18 protein-coding genes and 1 riboswitch are annotated in these 19,654 nt (G+C 62.7%); of the genes, 10 read left to right on the top strand and 8 right to left on the bottom strand.

All coding sequences use genetic code 11. The features are described from left to right. Positions 1-89: 89 nt before the first annotated feature. The 3 genes from ACFWAD_RS02185 to ACFWAD_RS02175 form a co-directional block, all read right to left on the bottom strand. The gene (locus ACFWAD_RS02185) at positions 90-1,328 is read right to left on the bottom strand and encodes a DUF222 domain-containing protein (RefSeq protein ID WP_378541023.1); all 1,239 of its coding nucleotides are present in this window, start codon (positions 1,326-1,328) and stop codon (positions 90-92) included. A gap of 313 nt (positions 1,329-1,641) precedes the next feature. Further along, positions 1,642-2,259: a response regulator transcription factor gene (locus ACFWAD_RS02180; protein WP_003943536.1), complete on the bottom strand. Its 618-nt coding sequence runs from the start codon at positions 2,257-2,259 to the stop codon at positions 1,642-1,644. Then, a complete protein-coding gene (locus tag ACFWAD_RS02175) occupies positions 2,256-3,458 on the bottom strand; it encodes a sensor histidine kinase (protein ID WP_378541020.1) in 1,203 nt (400 codons plus the stop codon). Before ACFWAD_RS02175 ends, ACFWAD_RS02180 begins: the two co-directional genes overlap by 4 nt. Before the next feature lie 114 nt (positions 3,459-3,572). On the opposite strand from ACFWAD_RS02175, the gene ACFWAD_RS02170 reads away from it, so the two are divergent. From ACFWAD_RS02170 to ACFWAD_RS02160, 3 genes are all read left to right on the top strand, one after another. Further along, entirely contained in the window at positions 3,573-4,619 is a 1,047-nt protein-coding gene (locus ACFWAD_RS02170; RefSeq protein ID WP_378541017.1) for an ABC transporter permease, read from the top strand. Then, complete coding sequence (locus ACFWAD_RS02165) at positions 4,616-5,356, top strand: ABC transporter ATP-binding protein (protein WP_378541014.1); 741 nt, start codon at positions 4,616-4,618, stop codon at positions 5,354-5,356. Before ACFWAD_RS02170 ends, ACFWAD_RS02165 begins: the two co-directional genes overlap by 4 nt. 111 nt (positions 5,357-5,467) lie before the next feature. Further along, positions 5,468-5,908, top strand: coding sequence for a PAS domain S-box protein (locus ACFWAD_RS02160; protein WP_003943598.1), 441 nt, complete (start codon positions 5,468-5,470; stop codon positions 5,906-5,908). A gap of 6 nt (positions 5,909-5,914) precedes the next feature. Here ACFWAD_RS02160 and ACFWAD_RS02155 read toward each other — a convergent pair whose 3' ends face one another. Further along, positions 5,915-6,541 carry a TetR/AcrR family transcriptional regulator gene (locus ACFWAD_RS02155; protein WP_283305739.1) on the bottom strand — a complete coding sequence of 209 codons (627 nt, stop codon included), beginning with the start codon at positions 6,539-6,541 and terminating at the stop codon, positions 5,915-5,917. A 52-nt stretch (positions 6,542-6,593) separates the two neighbouring features. Between ACFWAD_RS02155 and ACFWAD_RS02150 the strand changes: the two genes are divergently transcribed. The 7 genes from ACFWAD_RS02150 to ACFWAD_RS02120 all read left to right on the top strand — a co-directional run bounded on the left by ACFWAD_RS02150 (position 6,594) and on the right by ACFWAD_RS02120 (position 14,804). Further along, a complete protein-coding gene (locus ACFWAD_RS02150; protein ID WP_378541012.1) occupies positions 6,594-7,538 on the top strand; it encodes a hypothetical protein in 945 nt (314 codons plus the stop codon). Beyond that, positions 7,535-8,314 (top strand): SDR family NAD(P)-dependent oxidoreductase, encoded by a 780-nt coding sequence (locus ACFWAD_RS02145; protein ID WP_378536353.1) that lies wholly within the window; start codon positions 7,535-7,537, stop codon positions 8,312-8,314. Before ACFWAD_RS02150 ends, ACFWAD_RS02145 begins: the two co-directional genes overlap by 4 nt. Positions 8,315-8,497: 183 nt before the next feature. Then, positions 8,498-8,611, top strand: a riboswitch (SAM riboswitch). A gap of 31 nt (positions 8,612-8,642) precedes the next feature. After that, entirely contained in the window at positions 8,643-10,286 is a 1,644-nt protein-coding gene (locus tag ACFWAD_RS02140; protein WP_378541010.1) for an ABC transporter substrate-binding protein, read from the top strand. Further along, a complete protein-coding gene (locus ACFWAD_RS02135; RefSeq protein WP_378541008.1) occupies positions 10,267-11,229 on the top strand; it encodes an ABC transporter permease in 963 nt (320 codons plus the stop codon). Before ACFWAD_RS02140 ends, ACFWAD_RS02135 begins: the two co-directional genes overlap by 20 nt. Positions 11,230-11,233: 4 nt before the next feature. Continuing rightward, positions 11,234-12,097: an ABC transporter permease gene (locus ACFWAD_RS02130; RefSeq protein ID WP_378536359.1), complete on the top strand. Its 864-nt coding sequence runs from the start codon at positions 11,234-11,236 to the stop codon at positions 12,095-12,097. Next, complete coding sequence (locus ACFWAD_RS02125) at positions 12,094-13,725, top strand: dipeptide ABC transporter ATP-binding protein (RefSeq protein ID WP_378541005.1); 1,632 nt, start codon at positions 12,094-12,096, stop codon at positions 13,723-13,725. Before ACFWAD_RS02130 ends, ACFWAD_RS02125 begins: the two co-directional genes overlap by 4 nt. Further along, on the top strand, positions 13,722-14,804 hold the full coding sequence (locus tag ACFWAD_RS02120) for a dipeptidase (protein WP_378541002.1): 1,083 nt from the start codon (positions 13,722-13,724) through the stop codon (positions 14,802-14,804). The genes ACFWAD_RS02125 and ACFWAD_RS02120 overlap by 4 nt, the downstream gene beginning before the upstream one ends. On the opposite strand, the gene ACFWAD_RS02115 is transcribed toward ACFWAD_RS02120, so the two are convergent. Genes ACFWAD_RS02115 through ACFWAD_RS02100 form a run of 4 tightly spaced genes read right to left on the bottom strand, consistent with a single transcriptional unit; the run spans position 14,751 to position 19,612 of the window. Continuing rightward, positions 14,751-16,028, bottom strand: a complete 1,278-nt coding sequence (locus tag ACFWAD_RS02115; RefSeq protein ID WP_378540999.1) for a YcaO-like family protein — start codon at positions 16,026-16,028, stop codon at positions 14,751-14,753. The genes ACFWAD_RS02120 and ACFWAD_RS02115 overlap by 54 nt on opposite strands. Before the next feature lie 11 nt (positions 16,029-16,039). Continuing rightward, on the bottom strand, positions 16,040-17,380 hold the full coding sequence (locus ACFWAD_RS02110; protein WP_378540997.1) for a YcaO-like family protein: 1,341 nt from the start codon (positions 17,378-17,380) through the stop codon (positions 16,040-16,042). Further along, on the bottom strand, positions 17,373-18,803 hold the full coding sequence (locus tag ACFWAD_RS02105) for a CocE/NonD family hydrolase (RefSeq protein WP_378540995.1): 1,431 nt from the start codon (positions 18,801-18,803) through the stop codon (positions 17,373-17,375). The genes ACFWAD_RS02110 and ACFWAD_RS02105 overlap by 8 nt, the downstream gene beginning before the upstream one ends. After that, complete coding sequence (locus ACFWAD_RS02100; RefSeq protein ID WP_378540993.1) at positions 18,800-19,612, bottom strand: hypothetical protein; 813 nt, start codon at positions 19,610-19,612, stop codon at positions 18,800-18,802. Before ACFWAD_RS02100 ends, ACFWAD_RS02105 begins: the two co-directional genes overlap by 4 nt. Positions 19,613-19,654: the final 42 nt, after the last annotated feature.

Here is a 19,654-nt window from a genome sequence, read left to right as displayed (position 1 = left end):
GGACATCGAGCGCAGCCGAAAAGGCCAGCGTATGCCCCGGGGCATGATTCTTCCCCGGTGCACACGCTGGCCTTTTCAGTTATGTCGGTTCACGCCGCTGTCGGTGGACTGTTCCCGCCGATCGGATGCTGGAACGGATCGATCGACATCGGCGGATAGAACACCGCCTTCCGATCCGGGCCGATCTCGACCCTCCATTCGGTGTGGTGCAGTGTCCGATGATGATGACCGCACAACAGAATCAGGTTGTCGAGATCCGTTGGGCCACCATCGTTCCAGTGAACAATATGGTGAGCATCGCACCACCCTGATGGAGTTCCGCACCCTGGAAACGCGCACCCACCATCACGGACGGCCAACGCCCGCCGCTGGGGTACCGTCGCGGTTCTTGCTTCCTTGCCGCAGTCGAGCGGAACACCGTTCTCATCCAACAAAATCCGCGTTACGGTGCAGTCGCACGCCAACATTCGTGCGGTGTCGATACTGATCGGGCCCACCCAATCCGTCCAGGCGAACCCGAGTTCATCGGTCGACGGCAGTAGATCCTTCAAGGCTTTGAGGTCGGTCATGTCTTTCGCCGACGCAGTCACCGTGATGTGCGGTTTCACCCCGCCCTCGATCGGACCCAACCCCGCCCGCTCGTACCGGCGCAACAACTCGCAAAACCCATCCGCGCGCCGTAGCGCCGGAGTGCGGGCGTCTTTGACTCCGTCCTTCTCCGGCGTCGGCGCCGACAGGCTCGACAACAACGTGATCAGACGCGCCCCGTTGACCGCATCCAAATCGCCCTTCACCGACACGCGCCCGTACAGGCCTTTCGAGGCGTAGAACTCGTTGCGCTCCGAATCCTCCCCGACAGGGACGCCGCCTTCGCGTTTGCCGTACTGCTTTTCGATCCGCCGGATCGCTGCCCGCACCGCATCACAATCGGCAATGTTCTTCGACGCCAGGTCGAGCAGGATCCTGCGGGCCTTGTCCACATCCGCCGGGGTCATGTTCTTGGGCGGATGCTGACAAAACGACGCCACCTGACGCGCCTTCAACGCATCCACATCCCCGCGATGGAATGCATCCGCCACAACAGGTTCGAGCAACAGCAACCGCGCCAAACTGACCAGCAGACTGCACTCACCGATCTCCAAATTCGTCGAACCATGCAACCACTGCGCGATCGCCCGAAAACCCTTCCCGACCACAGTCTCCCGGGAAAACATCTCAACGATCAACAACACCATCCGCGACTGCAACTCATGCCGGACACGCACCAGATCCAGAACCTCACTCTTGAGGCCCTCACCATCCAGCTGCCACGCTTCCCGACTGTCCATGCTCAAAAGCATAATCGAACAAAGTTTCGAATACTAGAGACATAACGGACAACTTCAATAACGCTCAGCTCTCGAGAGTCGTTGAAATGCATAGCTATTCGAGTGCCTCTCGCCAGGGCGTGCGTGTTCCCTTCTGAAAGGTTGGGATTCGGCATGGTTGACCGAATGGCGGATCCGGTAGGTGCGTGGGGCCTCACCTACTCGATCGGAAGGTAGATCCGTTGAAGACGTTGACCTGTCCTGTGTCTGCCTGGCGCCAATCAGGTTGGCCGACGATATCGGGTAAGTCCCGCCCATCGGTCGGTTAGCCAGGTCAGATCGAACCTAACTCGCGCGCGCGGGCGACGGCCGACGTCCTCGACTTCACTCCCAACTTGCCGAAGATGTGGACCAGATGCGATTTGACCGTGGTCTCGCTGAGGAACAGTTCTTTGCCGATCTCTCGGTTGGACCGACCCGCCGCCACTAGCTTCAGAACTTCGATTTCCCTTGGGCTGAGGCTGGTTTCGGGCTTACGTACGCGAGTCATGAGCTTTGACGCGATAGCGGGGGAGAGAACGCTGTCCCCGCTCGCAGCGGCGCGGACGGCCGACAGCAACTCGACCGGTGGTGTGTCCTTGAGCAGGTATCCGCTGGCCCCTGCCTCGACGGCGCTCAAGATATCCGCGTCCGTGTCGTAGTTGGTCACGACGAGTACGTGCGGCGGATTCGGCAACGCGCACACCGCGCGGGTGGCGTCGACGCCCGTCTTCCCGGGGCCGAATCGCAGGTCCATCAGCACGAGGTCGACCGGCGTCGTGGCGCAGAAGGCTATGGCTTCCTCGGCGGTGCCCGCTTCGCCGACTACCTCGATGTCGGCTTCGCTTTCGAGCAGCGCTCGTAGCCCGGCGCGCACGATCGCGTGATCGTCGGCGAGTAGCAGGCGGATCACTGTTCACCGACTTCGAGGGGAAACGTCACTGCGACGGCCGTGTGTCCCGGCTCGGACTCGATGGAGAAAGTCCCGCCCTGCAGTTCGACGCGTCGGCGAATTGCATTGAGACCAAAAGATTCCGCCGGACCACGTTCGAGAACCGCCACGTCGAAGCCGCGACCATTGTCGACCACGTCGAGGCTGACGGTATCGTCGGAATAGGTCAGTGTCACAGCCATTCTGGTTGCATCCGCATGGCGGAGAACATTGGACACCGCGCCCTGAGCGATGCGTACCAATGTTGCTTCGAGGGGCATCGGCAGCCGGACGGCCTCGCCTTCGACCACGGAGCGCGCTTCCAGTTCCGGGCTGCTCGCGCGTTCGCAGATTCGACGAAGTGCGTCGGCGAGCGACTGACCGTCGAGGGCTGCCGGCGTCAATTCGGCTATGAGTTGGCGTGTTTCGGCAAGACTGTCTGCGGCAGTTTCGCGCGCGAGGCTGATCTGCCGGATGGCCGGGCTGTCCGGATCGGCGCGCTCGGCAGCGTGAAGGAGCATCTGAATGCTCGAAAGTCCCTGCGCCACGGTGTCGTGAATCTCGGCCGCGAGCCTTTCACGTTCTGCGAACTTTCCCGCATCGCGGGACGTCGACGCCAATTCTTCACGGGTATTCATCAATTCGTCGATGAGACGTCCGCGCTCAGCTGCCTCGCGGTACAGCGCTTGATATCCGAGGCCGATTGCCACGGCTACGGCAGCGCCGATGATCGGACCGACGGCGCCGGCAATCGTCCATCCACGATGCAGGCCGGTGCCGATCACGGCGACAGCCGTAGCCGCGGTGACGGCGAGAAGACTCCAGGGGCGTCGCAGAAGATGGAGATAGAGGAAGAAGAGTCCGAACGCGAGGTAGGCGGCGTCGGCGGATACCGCCATCGTCGCGATCCAGACGAGGGTCAGCACGCCCAGCCACCAGCGGGCAGCGTTGCCGCGCAGCCTCTTGGCGACCCCGAACAGATAGACGGCAACAAAGATCACGGACAGCGCGGTGATGGTTGCGGTCAGGTCGGATTCGTCGATCAGCGCTCGGAGAAACACGACACCGGCCAACGCCATGACAAGGACATGCAGGCCCAGTTGTAGGCCGGCGAAGACAGGCGTGAGCGGAGATCTGTGCATCTCGCCCAGCTTAGCGAGGTTCGGCCTCGGATCATCCATCAAAAGTTGTAAACCGGGATGGTTCTTTCGAGCGCTGGAATGTCGATCCGAGGTGCGATGGAAAGAGTCTGCATCCGCGGGAGCGTAGAGGCAAGCACAGGAAAGGAATTCACAGTGTTTGTCGCAATGAGGGACTTACGGGCAGCGCGAGGTCGATTCGCGTTGATTTCCGTGGTGGTTCTGTTGGTCGCACTACTGGTCAGTTTTCTCAGCGGATTGACTGCGGGACTTCGCCATCAGAACGTGTCGGCGATCGAGGCCATGAATGCCGACACGGTCGTGTTCGCCGACACCGGAGCAGGAGCGTCGTTCGACGAATCGGCGCTCACGCAGGACCAGATCAACGCCTGGACCTCCACGTCGAAGGACGTCGATCCCATCGGAATCGGTCGCGGGAAAGCAGGATTGGCCGACGGAAATCAGAAGTCGGTCGCCCTGTTCGGTGCCGACGGCGGTTTCGGGGACGTAACGCCGTCGGCGTCAGGCACGGTGGTGTTGAGCGAAGGTGCCGCCCGCGATCTGGGGGCGGGCGCCGGCGATCAGGTGGGTGTCGGTACGCAGCAGTTCACCGTCAGCGCCGTTCGCGGTGACGACTGGTACAGCCATTCGCCCGTCGTCTGGATGACGCTTGACGACTGGCAGGCGGCCAATCCGCGCGGCGGAGTTGCGACGGTGCTGGCTGTCACCGGAGCCTCTGACGCTTCCGCAACTGACAAGTCGGCAGCGACGACGTCGACTACGGTCACCGGTTCGCTCGACGCGATCGGTTCGTACAAGTCGGAGAACGGATCGTTGACGTTGATGACGCTCATGTTGTTCGCGATCTCGGCCCTGGTGATCGGTGCGTTCTTCACGGTGTGGACGATCCAGCGAACCCCGGACATCGCAACCTTGAAAGCACTCGGCGCGACTACCGGTTCTCTGGTGCGCGACGCTTTGGGTCAGGCACTCATCGTGCTGATCGCCGGAGTCACCGTCGGGATCGGGCTGACAGCGGTTGCCGGTTCGCTGATCGGTGATGCCATGCCGTTTGTCCTGGACGCATCCACCACCGTCGTACCTGCCGTGGCTTTGATCGGACTCGGTCTGCTCGGCGCGGCCTTTGTACTTCGATTCCTCTCGACCACCGATCCACTCACAGCATTGGGGAGCGCACGATGACCATGACTACCGGCACCACAGTTCTCGACATCCAGAATGTCGACCTGACGTTTCCCGACGGGCAATCGCGGGTGACAGCGTTGGACGACGTGTCCCTGCGGCTGCACCGCGGCGAGATCGCCGCGATCACCGGGCCCTCGGGTTCGGGTAAGTCCAGCCTGTTGGCGGTGGCGTCGACCCTGATCCGTCCGGATTCCGGGCACGTCTACCTCCGGACGCCGGAGGGCAGCACCGACATCGCGGCGCTGAGTCGGCGGGCGGCGTCGGAGCTGCGACGCTCGTCCATCGGGATCGTCTTCCAGCAGTCCAACCTGGTGTCGTCGTTGACGGCACTGGAGCAGCTCGAGGTGATGGCGCATCTGGGGCAGTCCGTGTTCACGTCGCGGGCCCGTCGCAAAGCCGTGAGATCAAAAGCGATGGATTTGCTGGATGCTGTCGGACTGGCGGATCAGAGCGGAAAACGGCCGTCTCAGCTGTCGGGCGGGCAGCGGCAGCGGGTCAATCTCGCGCGGGCATTGATGAACGATCCCCAGCTTCTGGTGGTCGACGAGCCCACCAGCGCGCTCGATCAGGAGCGCGGTGCTGCCGTCATGGATCTGATCATCGGGGTGGTGCGGGAACACGAGGCGGCAACCCTTCTCGTGACACACGACCGAAGTCACCTGTCTCGGATGGATACTGTCTATCGTGTTGTTGACGGTTCCTTGGCGGAGGACCAGGAGGCGCTCGCGGCGTAACTCAGGCGGGCACGATTCGGGCATTCGTCACTGCATCCGGGCGGGAAGTCAACCCGCGATTTGCTGGGCAGTTAGACTGTTGTCGACTCGGGCAACTTGAGAGGACGTGTTATGGAACGCCGCCGCAACGTTGCGCAGCCGCCACAATCGCCGATTGCGGATCTGGAGCAGATGCCTGCCCTGATTCTCCTCGACAGGCTTCCGGTGCCGGTCATGGCCGTTCACCGCGACGGCAGCATCGTTTTTGCCAACCCGTCCTTCGCTGACATGCTGGGATACCCCAAGAAGGCCGTCTCGGCGTTGCGTTTGCAGGACATTCTTTACGACAAGGATGCCGACGACGTCAGTGCCGAGCAGGCCCATCGTGAACTGAGTTCCGAACCGGGCTCGGTCAAGGAGTTCGTGCACTCGGACAGCACTTTGGTGCGGGCGACGGTCAGCCAGTCGCTGCTTCGCCGCGACGACGACACGATCACCCTTGCCGTCCTCCACGATCTGACAGAACGCCTGTGGAACAACCCACGGCACATCGACGACAAGCCCACCAAGTAGTTCGAGTTACTTCCTGGATTTGACGGTTCGGTCCAGGCCGAGGGTTGCAGCAAGGGTGTTGACCACCCATTCTTCGTACTGTTGGCCGGTCCAACCCGCGCCGACCACGAGGTCTGTGTACGTCTCGGGGCTGAGCAGTGTGAGTGCCACGTTCACGGCTGTTTCGAGGTCGACGGTCGGCGCCTTTTCGACGATGCCGACCATCAGATGTTCCTGCACCGTGCGTCGCTGCGTGCGGTTGATTTGCCACAAGCGGGCGGCATCGTCGTCCGCGGAAGCAGCGGCGCGTAGTGCCAACAGGATGTCCGCGGTGCGCTCCAGAATCAGCCGTCCGTGGTGAACCTGAATCCGGAGTTGCCCGAGGGGATGTGGGGCGCCGAGTGCCGCCGCCACCCACGGTCGGTCCAGAGTTGCAGTCTTTTCCTCATCGCCCGCTACGGCCACGTCGAGCAGTGCTGACAGCACGCTCGGCTTGTTGCCGAACACGAAATAGACACTCTGCACCGACACGCCCGCCGCTGCGGCAAGTTGTTTGATCGTGGCGGCCGCGTAGCCGGGATCGACAAAAACTTCGCGCGCTGCCTCGATGATCTTGCGCCGCGCCGACGTGTCTTCCCGAAGAACCTCAGTCATGATTAGAGTTTAACTCTAGAGTCGAACTCTAGCGACTCGGGAGGCGAAGAAAATGACGAAGGTTCTTGTACTCGGTGGCTACGGTGCCGTCGGGATTCCCCTGATGAAACAACTCGCGAAGGTCCCCGAAATCTCCGCGTTCTCTGCCGGCCGTGATCCTGTCCGCGCGGACGTCGTCGTTGATCTTAAAGAACCAGGCGCGTTTTCGGCAGTGGTTCGAGACTTCGATGTCGTGGTGAACGCGTCGGGTTTCGAGGACGTTCGCCTGGCCGAAGAAGCGGTGCGTAGTGGGGCAGCATTTGTCGACGTCACGGCGACCTCGAGCTACTGCGAAGAATTGGAAGCGGTCGACGGACCCGTTCTGATCGGCGTCGGCTTGGCGCCGGGGTTGACGAGTGTCCTCGCAGCAGCGGCGCACCGACTCGGCGACGGGCCAGTGGACATCGTGATCGGACTTGGCGGCGGAGAACTACACGGGCCGGCCGCGACGGCGTGGACCTACGGGATGTTGGGCACCCGCTTTCCCGACGCTGACGGTCGATCGATCCGGAACTACACCGGGATGAAGACGTTTCGGATGCCGGCCGACGCGACCGGGTACCGCACCGGTCCTGCTGTGCGGGCAGATTTTTCGGACCAGCATGCGTTGACGCGCGACCTCGGCGTGCCGGTCAGGACGTACCTGCGATTGGATACGTCCGCTGCGACGCTCGGGCTCGCCGTCATGACGTGGGTACCCGCGCTCCGGAAGGTAGTACCGAAGAAGCTGTGGGGCTCGGATCGTTGGGTCGCGATGGCCCGAACGGATAACGGTCCGGCGCTGTGGGTTTCGGGGCGGAGCCAGTCGGCAGCGACGGCAGCTGTCGCCGCGCGCGCCGTGCAATTGATTCGAGACCGAACAATCTCGAAGCCGACGTGGTATCACTCGGTGGAGACGGCAGAGTCGTTGCAAGCGGCTGTTCCCGGTCCATTCCACCTGCAGAAGGGCGCACCATGAATACATCGTCCGCCGACACACGTCGGGTCGCTCTGGTCACCGGAGCCGCCTCGGGAATCGGTAGGGCCACCGTCGAACTGTTCGTCTCACGCGGGCATGCAGTTGTGGCCGTCGATGTCTCCGAACGCGGACTGGAATCTCTGAATCGACTCGACGGCGTCGTCACGGTGGTCGGTAGCGTCACCGAGGAGCAGGTCAACAAGGCGGCCGTCGATACCGCACTCGAACGTTTCGGCCGACTCGACGCTGCCGTCTTCAACGCCGGGACCGGAGGCACACCTCCGCTGGAGTCTCCCGATGCCGTCGAGAATGCCGACCGCATCATCGGCGTCAACCTTCGGGGTCCCATCCACGGACTACGGGCCGCGATTCCGGCCCTGCGCGCAAGCAAGGGTTCTGCCGTTTTCACGGCCTCCGTCGCCGGCCTGCGGGGCGATCCAGGCAACTGGGCATACAACGCCACCAAGGGCGCACTCGTGAATCTGGTGCGCGCCTTCGCAATCGACTACGCCGGCGTCGGCGTTCGGATCAACGCCCTCGCGCCCGGTCTGACCAGGACCGGTATCACTGCGAACGTTACCTCCGATCCGGCGGTGCTTTCCGCTATCGAGCGACGAATCCCTCTGGGCCGCTTCGCTGAACCTGTGGAACAGGCAGAGGCGATCTGGTTCCTCTCGTCCCCCGCGGCGAGTTACATCACCGGCACGACACTCGTCGTCGACGGGGGCCTCGATGCCAATCTCGGCATCCTTCCGTTGCCGGGCCAATCGCTCTGAACCTGGCCGTTCCGTGACGACCGGACCAGATCGACGACCAGCCGCGGGTAATTGACGGGTTCAGGGGTGGGCAAGCCAAAATTGCTGACATGTCGGAGATTTGGCGCGAGCATGGAACAGCTCTCTCACTCACGCTGAGTTTAATTCGTGTTTACTCTTATGTGCCGCCTTAGACTTTTAATCGGTCATGAGAATCAGTGACAAGCTCCGGCTCGCTGGTCGGCAACCCTTCGATGCGACGGGGTGCCCCGGATGACGACCAGGCCGACGGGCACCCCCGTTCGGTCAGCGCTGGCTTTGAAAGAGCCCTTTGTAGAGAGCGAATACCTTGACTCGTGTTCTTCGACGCGTTGGTGCGACCGGAGCTGTGGCGGTTACCTTCGCGATACTGTTGACCTCCTGCTCGTCCAAGGCAGACAGCACGCCGTTCGACGAGAATGCGACGCCGGTTTCAGGCGGCACGTCCACGTTCGGTCTCAACTCCGACGTCGATTGCGTCGATCCGCAACAAACCGGCAGCTCCGTGGCGGCGCTGGTCTCACGAAACGTGGTGGATTCCCTCGTCGCACACGGCGAGAACAACGAGTTCACACCGTGGTTGGCTAGTTCCTGGACCGAATCCGAGGACGCGAAGCTGTACACCTTCACCCTGCGTGACGGCGTCACGTTCTCCGACGGAACTCCGGTCGACGCGGAGGCCGTGAAATTCAACTTCGATCGTGTTTCCAACCCGGCGACCAAGTCGGCGTACGCCAGATCGCTTCTCGGACCGCTCGATACGGTTACGGTGGTAGACGCGAATACAGTCAGCGTGGCGTTCACCGCGCCGTACCCGTCGTTCCTGCAGGGTGCTTCACTGCCGTTCCTCGGCATTCAGTCGCCGACGCATCTGCGCTCGACCGACAACGCGAACTGCACCACTCTGGTCGGGTCGGGGGCCTTCACCTTGGGCAACTACACCAAGGGCGTGGGATTCGAGTTGAATCGCCGAGACGACTACAACTGGGGCCCCGGATACGCCAAACATCAAGGTGCAGCCTATTTGGAGAAGCTGAATTTCCGCATCTTGCCCGAAAACGCCACGCGTCTCGGCTCTCTGGAGAACGGCGAGGTCGATGCCATCGCGGCCGTTCCGTCGGCGAATGCGCCGCAAGTGGACAAGGATCCGAACCTCCGTCTGATCAAGTACGAGAACCCAGGTATCAACTACAGCATCTTCCTCAACACCCAAGCCGCACCGTTCACGGATATTCGTGTGCGACAGGCTTTCCAGAGTTCGCTCAACTCCACCGACCTGGTCAAGAGCGTCTACTTCGACCAGTTGCGACCTGCCGACAACATCCTCGGACCGAAGACGCCGTACTACGACGCTACCGTCGCCGGCAACTGGGGATACGACGCCGACAAGGCGAATTCGCTTCTCGACGAAGCAGGTTGGACATCACGCGATTCCGACGGGTACCGGACCAAGGACGGTAAACGTCTGAGCATCCGATTCCCCTACGATTCGTCCAGCTACTTCGCCGAGAACGCGCCCCTGCTCGAGGCTTTCCAGGATCAGGTCAAGAAGGATGTGGGATTCGACTTGGTCATCGAGCCCGTGGACACCGGAACGCTGTCCGATCGTGCGGCGAAGGGTGACTACGAGGCGGCAGCATTGTTCTTCGTGCGACCGGAACCCGATATTCTCCGCACCGTATTCTCCAGCGCATACGTACCGCCGAACGGTGGTGCATATGCACGCGCCGTCGACCCGGAACTCGACGCCAATCTCACCCGGGCCGCTTCCGTTCCCAACGGCCCGGAGCGCGAGGCGATCTACTCGTCGATTCAGCATCACGTCATCGACTCGGCGTACGTCGTTCCCGTCTACGTCCAGGCGTACCGCCTCGGCACGAACAACAATATTCACGGAATCTCGTTTGCCACCAACGCCTCACCGCTCTTCTACGATGCTTTCCTCACCAACTGAGCAGCGTCGACGCGCGGCAACCCTGTCGCGGCTGATCGTCGCCAAGATCGGTGCCGCGGTTCTGGTGGTGTGGGGCGCGGGCACTCTCACCTTCATCGCTCTGCACACCATCAAGGGTGATCCGGTGAACATCATTCTCGGCGGCGATTCGGTGGTCCGTCCGAGCGACCGCGAAGCAATTCGCGTCTCGTATGGACTGGACCGGCCGATCGTCGTCCAGTACCTCACCTATCTGAAGCGGGTGTTCACCGGCGACCTCGGAAACTCGTACCAGCTGCAAAGGCCGGTGACGGAGGTTCTGGGAGAACAACTCTGGCCTACCGTCGCGCTCGCCGTACCTGCCGTCGTGCTTGCAATCGTGATCGCCTCGGCGCTCGCACTGCTGACCGCCGGCCGACCGCGTCTGCGGACTGTCGCGTCGGGGTTCGAGTTGCTGTCCGTGTCGGTGCCCACGTTCTGGATCGGTATTCTCCTGCTCTGGATCTTCGCTTTCGCCCTCGACTGGTTCCCGGCCTCGAGCGCCAAGACCGACATCTCTCTCGTTCTGCCGATCATCACTCTGGCTCTGCCCATCGCCGGTTTGTTGTCGCAAGTTCTCCGGGACGGGGTGGAGGATGCACTTGCGCAGCCGTTTGTCGTGACTTCCCGCGCTCGCGGGGCCTCCCGTGCCACGGTCCTGCTCAGACACGCCTTCCGGCACGCTCTGCTGCCCGCCACCACCCTCGCCGCCTATTTCGTCGGGGCGACACTGGGTGGTGCCGTGCTGACCGAAACCGTCTTCGCACGACCAGGTCTGGGACGTGTCACACTCCAGGCGATCGGAGCGAAGGACATGCCGGTCGTGTTGGGGATCGTTGTCCTCTCTGCACTGGTGTTCATCGTGGTCAACACGCTTCTCGATCTGTTGTACGTGGTAATCGATCCGCGCCTGCGAAAGGGCTGATTCCGTGGCCACTCTCACCGCTGTACTGCGGCGTCCGTCGTTCGTCTTCCGAAACAAGCAGGGCCCGAGCCTCGGTACGACGCTCGCTCTGCTCTTCACTGCGATCGCTCTCGTGGCGGTCGCGGCACCGTCACTGCTCACCGGTGTCGATCCGAACGCCACCAACCCGGCCGCGCCCTTTGCCGGCCCGGGATCGGCGCACTGGTTCGGTACCGACAACCTGGGCCGCGACATCTTCTCCAGAGTCGTGCACGGCGCCCGGTTCTCGTTGCTCATCGGACTGGGTGCCACCGCTGTCGCGGTGCTACTCGGCACTCTCGTCGGAATATCGGCGGTGCTCGGACCACGCTGGGTGCGAGCCGGTCTGCTACGAATGGTGGACATCACGATGGCATTTCCCGATCTGCTCCTGACCCTGCTCGTCATCGCCGTCCTCGGGCCGGGCCCGCGCAACACACTGATCGCCGTTGCACTGGGCATGGTGCCGCGTTTCGCGAGAGTTATTCGTGCTCAGACACTTCCGATCGCCGCTTCGGGATACGTGGAATCGGCCGTAGCACTGGGCACCCCCCGTCGCCGGATCGTCGGCCTGCACATTCTGCCCAACGCACTGCTTCCCCTCGTCGCAGTTGCCACCATCAGCGTCGGAACGGCCATCATCTCGGTCGCGTCGCTCAGCTTCCTCGGTCTGGGAGTCAGACCGCCCGACGCCGAGTGGGGTGTCATGCTCGCCCAGGGCCGAGAGTTCTTACGGCTGGCCTGGTGGGCATCCCTGTTTCCCGGTCTCGCGGTCGTGCTGACCGTGGTCTCCATAACAACTCTGGGTCGTCGCGCGCAGCGACGCCTGGCCGAACGAGGACTCGCGTGAACGACATAGTCTCCGTCACGAATCTGCAGGTGACCTTTCCTGCGAGGCACGACAACCCTGAAGTGACCGCAGTTGCCGGCATCGACTTCCATCTCGCGGCCGGTGAATGCCTGGCTCTCGTCGGCGAGTCCGGTTCCGGAAAATCCGTCACCGGACGCTCTCTGTTGGGCCTGGTCGGCAGCGACGCCCGGGTCAGTGCCGACAAGTTCACGATCGACGGCGACGACGTCTCGCGGTACGGAGACAAACAGTTCAAAGCGTTGCGTGGCAGGAAGATCGGCCTCGTTCTACAGGATGCGCTGGTCTCGTTGGATCCACTTCGCACCGTCGGCCGTGAGGTGATCGAACCCATGTCGATCCACCGCACCCACCCCCGGCACGAACGTGTCGATGCCGCAGTGGAACTGCTGTCCGGGGTCGGCATTCCCGATGCTGCTTCTCGCATGTCGTCGTCCCCACACGAACTGTCCGGTGGCCTCCGGCAGCGCGCACTCATCGCATCGGCGCTGGCCGCGAGGCCGAAGGTTCTGATCGCCGACGAGCCGACGACAGCCCTCGACGTCACAGTTCAGGCGCGCATCCTCACACTTCTGGACCGACTGCGACAAGAAGGTACGGCACTACTGCTCATCAGCCACGACCTCGCCGTGGTGGCGGCACTGGCTGATCGGATTGCCGTCATGCAACACGGGCGCATCGTCGAGCAGGGGCCGTCACGACAGATCTTGACGGCACCTGCGCACCCCTACACCCGGACCTTGCTCGCGGCCAGTCCCAGCTCTCACACGCGTGGTCGACGCCTCACCGGCAACGGGGCGTTCACACGCGAAGATCTCTCTGCCGAACCGGTGCTGAGCGTCTCGGGAGTGAGCAAGATCTTTCACGGTCGCCGCGGTGAGACCAGGACAGCGGTCGACGACGTGTCGCTGACGTTGAGGCGCGGCGAGGTCGTCGGCATTGTCGGCGAATCTGGGTCGGGCAAGACCACCGTCTCCCGAATCGCCCTAGGGCTTCTCGTTCCGGATTCCGGAAACGTCACCTTGGATGGAACGCTCTGGAACTCCTCGTCCGGTGCTGTCCGAGAGAAGGATCGTCGTCCGCACCGCCGCCGGATTCAACCCATCTCGCAGGATCCCCTCGGCTCGTTCGATCCACGGTTGGACGTGGCGCGCCTGATTTCTCGCGCGTTGACCGAGTCCGGTGTCGACGGCGATCACCGGGATCGGACGGTCGAATTACTCGAGCAGGTCGGCTTGGAGTCCGCACATCTGAGCCGGTATCCGCGCCAACTCTCGGGCGGTCAACGTCAACGCGTTGCAATCGCACGAGCACTCGCCACCGATCCGGAGATCCTGATCTGCGACGAACCCGTCTCTGCCCTCGATGTCTCGATCCAGGCGCAAGTTCTCGACCTACTCCTGGAACTGCGCTCCACCCGAAAGCTCGCGCTGTTGTTCATCTCCCACGATCTCGGCGTCATCAGCCATATCAGCGACCACGTTCATGTCATGAAGGACGGTCGAATAGTCGAAAGCGGATCGGCGGAAGACATCTTCGCCCGACCCACCCACCCGTACACCCGAGAACTTCTCGATTCCATCCCCAGCCTGGAAGCGGTAGCACGATGACAGAGACCGTCACCGAACAAGCACTTTCCATTCAGCCGATCGTGGACGGGCACAACGATCTTCCGATCGCGTCGAAGTACAAGCGGGACTATTCGGTGGAAGGGTTGGACACCGGAGTTCCCGATCTGCACACGGACATTCCCCGTCTGCGGGCGGGCGGCGTCGGCGCGCAGTTCTGGTCGCTGTTCGTTCCGTCGAACACCAGTGAAGCCGAAGCGGTCCAAGCGACGTTCGAGCAGATCGATTTCGTCCACCGTCTCGTCGCGCGCTACCCGACTGCGTTCGTGCTTGCCCGAACCTCCGCACAGGTCCGCAGCGCGATCGCCGACGGCAAGATTGCCTCGCTGCTCGGCATCGAGGGAGGCTACTCACTCGGAAGTTCGCCGGCGATCCTTCGGATCTTCGCCGAACTTGGCGTCAGATACGTGACCCTGACTCACAACTCGAACACCGCGTGGGCCGATTCGGGAACCGACAACCCACGCCATCATGGTCTGAACGAACTGGGCCGCAATTTCATTCGCGAACTCAACGCCGCCGGCGTGCTTGTCGACCTCTCGCACACCTCACCTGAAACCATGCACGCCGCCCTGGACGTCTCGACCGCACCGGTGATCTTCTCGCACTCGGGGGTTCGCGGAGTCACAGATCATCCTCGTAACGTTCCCGACGACGTACTGCGCAGACTGCCCGGCAACGGTGGTGTCCTCATGCTCACCTTCGTACCGACATTTGTCTCCGCCGAGTACGCTCGCTGGTTCGACGGCGGAAGAGAGGGAACGTCGCCGCCCGCGGGGATCACCGAGGTTGCCGATCACATCGAGTACGCCCGCAAGGTCGTCGGGATCGACCACATCGGGCTGGGCGGCGACTACGACGGCTACCCTGCCCTAGCGGACGGCCTGGAAGACGTGTCGGGATACCCGCGCCTACTCGACGAACTGGTTCGCCGCGGGTGGACCCTAGACGAACTGGTCAAACTGAACGGAGCAAACATACTTCGGGTACTCGACGCGGCCGACGCGTCAGTGCGGCAATGGGATGGTGCGAGCCGGACGTCCGGCAAGGCTGTTTACTAGTCGGGACGAGCCGAGAAACGGCAATCCGGCGGCCGCATTGGTGAGACAACCGGGAACTACGACGCGGACGACATGCAGGCCGGCGCGGAGAACATCAGTTGTGGTGAGCTCGACCCACGCCGGCCTGAAACCGGCGGCAGTCAGTGCGCTTTCGGTGTCGGTGGATGAAGTCAGAGAGTCGAGTTCCACCTCGCCGACGACGGCATCTGCCAGCTCACTCTCGAATCGTTCTTGGATCTCCGGGTCCAGGTGGAGCTGCAAGTGACACCCGTAATCCATGACGTCGGCGAAGTCCGATCGGTAGTCCTCCGAATAGCTACGGTCCGACCGCCAAGGCGCAAGCGGGCTGGTAGGGGAGGCCGCGGCCCGGCCGATGCCGCTGTCGGGGTCGTCGTAGTCGGCGGAAAGGAGTTGCAGCTGAAGCGCTTCGCCGAGTGATTTGAACGCAGCGGTCTGCGCGTCTTCGTGGCAAGCGGTACCCATCGTCGAGTATCCGGTCAGTCGGTCGCAAACCAGGGCGCCCAGGACGGGGATCCCGAAATCACTCTCGAATGAAAGCCACCTGGTCGAGAGGCTGTCGTGATTGCCCAGTCGAAGCAGCGCCTCGGGCATGCCGGTGACAATCCGAACGCCGCGTTTTCCGGTCCAGGACAGCGTCATCGCGTCTCGTTCGACTATCTCGCGCAATGCATTGTCGATTGCGAACTTCACCGAGGGCCCGGCGGCCAGACCCGCCTGTGCCACTGGCGAGATCACGTGTCCGGTCCGGGCGACGTAGTGCGGATACGAACCCCAGACGAGTTCGGCCGGTACCCAGATATCCGAATCCGTGATCAGGTCGATTCCGCGAGTCCAGTCCATCGCGAGATTCTCAGTTGGTTCTACAAACGGGAACGCAGGCCGCGCGTACTGGGCAGCGTCGAAACGCGCGAGCTGAGAAAGGTCGATGCTTGCTCCGATCAACGCGGCAGCAGACCCGCGGACGATCGGTTTGGCGACGATGTTGCCGCAATATCGTTCCACCGCTTCGCCTATTGCGGCAGCGGTGGGTCGAGCACGGTTGCCGAGGTCGAAACAGTATCCGGCACCGGCAGAGTCACTGGACCAGGATGAAAAGCGTGCCGAATCGCAGACATACGAGTGAATCAGCTTGAACTCGGGCGGAAAGTGCTGGGGAACAACGGCGTCGACGAGCTCTCGAATGATCCCGGTCCGGCGATCCACGAGCGAAGACCTCATGCGAGGGGGACCGGCAGGTGCAGACGGGTGGTCGATGCGCTGGTCAATCTGCTACCTCCAAGAAGGGGAAAGGCGGCCGGGGCATTGTTGTACAGGCCGGGTGTCAGGACACGGACGACGTGCAACCCGGCAATCGAGATGTCGCGGGTGGTGAGATCGACGGAAATCGGCCGGTGCCCTCGAGATGTCAGAAGCGCCACCAGGGAAGTCAGATTCAGCGGCGCCTCGTCGGAAATCTCTGATACCGAGCGTGTTTCGGTGTAGTCGAAGAGATGTTCCTCTGCGGCTAGCGCCATCGTGGGATCAAGATACAGCTGGGCGACGGTCGGCAGATCGACGACGTCCTTCCATTGCGGATCGAACTCGTCTCGGTAACGACGGTCGGCTCGAAAGGGTTTGTACAGGTGCGCCGGTAGGGTTCCGTCCGCCACGCTGCGCCAGGTCGGTCCGTCGGGGTCGGCGAGGTCGATCGTGATGGCCAGTACGGCGTACGCCTCGACAAGAGCCTTCGACACCGCAGCTTCCACCGTTGGTCGACAAGCCGTGCCCAGCGCGACCAGTCCACGTCGATCATCCCGGATCCAGACTGCGGCGACGGGAACGCCGAAGGGGGAGGGAAGCAACAGCACTCGAACGCTCCGGGTCTCGCTCTCCAGGTCCCCGAGCTGGCGGTGCGCGGGCAACCGCTCCCAGTCGGAAAGTTCGATTGCCGGCTGTGACCGGTCCCCGCACCACCACAGCGCGGTGGCATCGCGTTCGAGAAGCTCCAGCAGAGCTGACATCTCGGCTTCGGCGGGGGAGCGTCCCGCGGCAATTCCGGCGTACTGCAATGACGCGATTGGTGATTCGCCGCGACGGGTGCCCGTGTAGTACCCGAGATAGGTCAGGGCCGCAGGCACGTAGGTGGGCACCTTTTCGTCCATGGTGTGACCCAACGCCCAGCGAATGTCGAGATCAGAGGTGAAGGGAACAAAGGGGAATCCGGGAAGGCGGTACTGGTCCTCGCTGTACAGTGCGAATCTCGCCGGGCCGACGACCTGTGAGCCGGCCAGTGCCAGCGCCGAGGCACTGCTGCGGACCAGATCTTCGGGGACCACGTTGCCGCAGTATCTTTCGACGGCCTCACCGGTTGCCGCCCCGCGAGCTGCTGCATCGTCGCGTATCGAAGCCCCGAATCCGTAGGGGTCGGCGCGAAACCGCGAACCGCTCCCGCCGAAGTTGCGGGTGTCGGCCACCTTCGCGGCCCACCCGACCCAGCCAGTCGGCATGTCCGAGCGAATGTGTGGTTCCAGTGAGGTCAGTACGCCGCTCCGAGCGTCGACCAGCAAGTCATCCACGGTCGGTTCCTCCGAGTATCGGCAGGGTCAGCGACCCGGAAAATGATTGGTGCAGTGCCGTACTGTGTGTTCCTCGATAGCGATCACCGTCTCCGAGATTGCGTGCTAGTCGTGGGAAGTCCGAACCGGCGATCCGCAAGGACAGAACGTCACCGGGGTGCACGGTGTGGAGCACAGGATCGAGATCGATGGTCAGCGTGCCGGATCGAAGGCTGACGCCCGCGCCGCGTGCGATCGACCTGGTGACTCCAGCGGCATCTACGACGCTCAGCTCGACGATCCAATCGGCTTCGCCCTCGGGCGAGTGCACTTTCAGCTCCACCGAAGGTGCTCCGGACAGCACACACTCGATCTCCATGTCGAAAGTCCAGACAACACAGTCGTTTCGGCCCTCTTCCACGTGGTGCGTGAAGCTGAAGGGCGCCGTCCTCAGATCTGGTTCGAGACGAACGCAATTCGCACCCGTGACATACGGCGCGATCGACCAATTGCCGGCGCCTCGGTCGAACACCCGATTGACGGTCAGGGGCCGCGCCGAGAATACCGATTCCATCCACTCGACCTGAAGGCGCCCGAAACTTGTCTCGCCGACCATGCCGGGGCGGAGATCATGCGCCCAGGGGCCCACGATCAAACTTTGTGGCCCGCGCCCCACGGATGCGAAGTGTCGCAGCGTCTCCCGAATCATCGCATCGTCCCAGCCGCCGATGTGCAGACCGGCAACATCGAGCTCAGACAATTCGCCTGCGGAGACGAGATCGTCGCTGCCGTACGGTTCGCGTTCACGAGCCCGGCTGATCGGCGTCCACCAACCTGGTGAATCGGAAGTGAGGCCAACCTTTTCGATCATCGACTGCACCGGGAGATGTTCCAGCAAAGCTGAATCCGAACGCATCAGAGCAGGGATGAAACCCTCACGAGAGGAAGACGAATCTCCGTGCTCGCCCCACCACGCCAGATGCTCGGCGAGGAGAAGTATCCCCGAGGGATCACGTTTGACGCGATCACTTCCGATGGTCGGCACTTTGGAGACGACGCCGCCAACGCGAAATGACCGATCGGCGCTGTTGGTCTCGGCGGCAAACGCCCAGGCAGTTCCTGCCGCGTATGAAGCCCCGCTTGCGATGACGCACTTCGGAGTCCATGGCTGATCCTGCAGCCACTCGGCGAGGGCGGCGCCGTCCTCGCGCTCGTGGACGTACGGTTCCCAAGAGCCGGCGGAATCGTGCCGTCCACGCACGTCCTGACAGATGAAGGCAATCCCTCGCGATCGCCATTCGATTCCTTCGGCCAGATGCCACCCGCGCCCGTACGGGGTGCGGATCACGATCAGCCCGCGAGGTGAAGACTCTGGTGGGAGAAGCACATCCGTAGCCAGCGAAGAACCGTCTGCTGCCGGGATCTTCACGCCGAGTGAGATCACCGGAGCGTCGGCGAGAGTTCGAGAACGCCGCCTGGCAGTGGTAGCACGGGATGGCGAGTCATCATGAGGGTTCGCGGATTCATCCGGATCTGGTGGTGAAGGTGTGATGGCGGTGTGCCTTGGGCACCAGCCACGACGTCCGAACATGCAAGCGCACTGGCCATCGCGGCTGCGGTGGGTGAAAGTTCAAGCGGGCGAAGTTCGCTGCCGGCGAGGTGATTCCACAGCGCCTGCAGATGTTCCGGGACACGCGACGCGGCAAGCCGTCGACCGCAGACGTCCCGGTAGCTTGCGCTTTCGATACCGTCGAAGAACGGGCCGATGCAGATCTCACCCAACTCTGTATGGACGCGTTGCCAAGGTGTTTGGTTTCGGCGGCACCAGGTATCGAGTTCCGACCACTCGTCGTGAGGAGGAGCGTCAGCAACCGAGAATACGAGGTCCGACGATGCCACGTCGGTTTCGTCAGGCGCAGTGGTGGATACGACGTCGAGATCCGGAAGAGCCCTGGAGAGCAGAGCGATGCAGGCATCGGCTACGGGGCCGATCCCGTCCATCAGCACACGCTGTGGACCCGGAATCTCCAGCACTTCGCCTGGAACAACCAGCACGCCGTGAGCGACGAGAGCGTCGGCGATCTCGCTCGCGCCGGCACCGAGCAGCGAACTCGACCGCCGGAGGAAGTCGTCGAGTTCTGCGAGATCTTCGGCAGGAGCACCGATCGTGACTGCGTTCTCGTCCGGTGTCAGGTAATGCCAAGTACCGTCCGGTGTCGGATACAGCTGGTGTCCGTCGGCGAGGGCGTACACGGATCTCCTTGTCGGTGCCCGCACCCGACGAGTCGGATGCGG

The organism is Rhodococcus sp. NPDC059969, from assembly GCF_042738325.1.
GTDB lineage: Bacteria > Actinomycetota > Actinomycetes > Mycobacteriales > Mycobacteriaceae > Rhodococcus_F.
Note: the sequence above shows the minus strand (reverse complement) of the source record. Positions and strands in the feature narration are given on the sequence as shown.

Coding starts and splice junctions, on each gene's coding strand:
- ACFWAD_RS02120 (WP_378541002.1), top strand. CDS start 13,722: ATGACAGAGACCGTCACCGAACAAGCACTTTCCATTCAGCCGATCGTG.
- ACFWAD_RS02135 (WP_378541008.1), top strand. CDS start 10,267: ATGCTTTCCTCACCAACTGAGCAGCGTCGACGCGCGGCAACCCTGTCG.
- ACFWAD_RS02160 (WP_003943598.1), top strand. CDS start 5,468: ATGGAACGCCGCCGCAACGTTGCGCAGCCGCCACAATCGCCGATTGCG.
- ACFWAD_RS02185 (WP_378541023.1), bottom strand. CDS start 1,328: ATGGACAGTCGGGAAGCGTGGCAGCTGGATGGTGAGGGCCTCAAGAGT.
- ACFWAD_RS02155 (WP_283305739.1), bottom strand. CDS start 6,541: ATGACTGAGGTTCTTCGGGAAGACACGTCGGCGCGGCGCAAGATCATC.
- ACFWAD_RS02165 (WP_378541014.1), top strand. CDS start 4,616: ATGACCATGACTACCGGCACCACAGTTCTCGACATCCAGAATGTCGAC.
- ACFWAD_RS02150 (WP_378541012.1), top strand. CDS start 6,594: ATGACGAAGGTTCTTGTACTCGGTGGCTACGGTGCCGTCGGGATTCCC.
- ACFWAD_RS02175 (WP_378541020.1), bottom strand. CDS start 3,458: ATGGATGATCCGAGGCCGAACCTCGCTAAGCTGGGCGAGATGCACAGA.
- ACFWAD_RS02145 (WP_378536353.1), top strand. CDS start 7,535: ATGAATACATCGTCCGCCGACACACGTCGGGTCGCTCTGGTCACCGGA.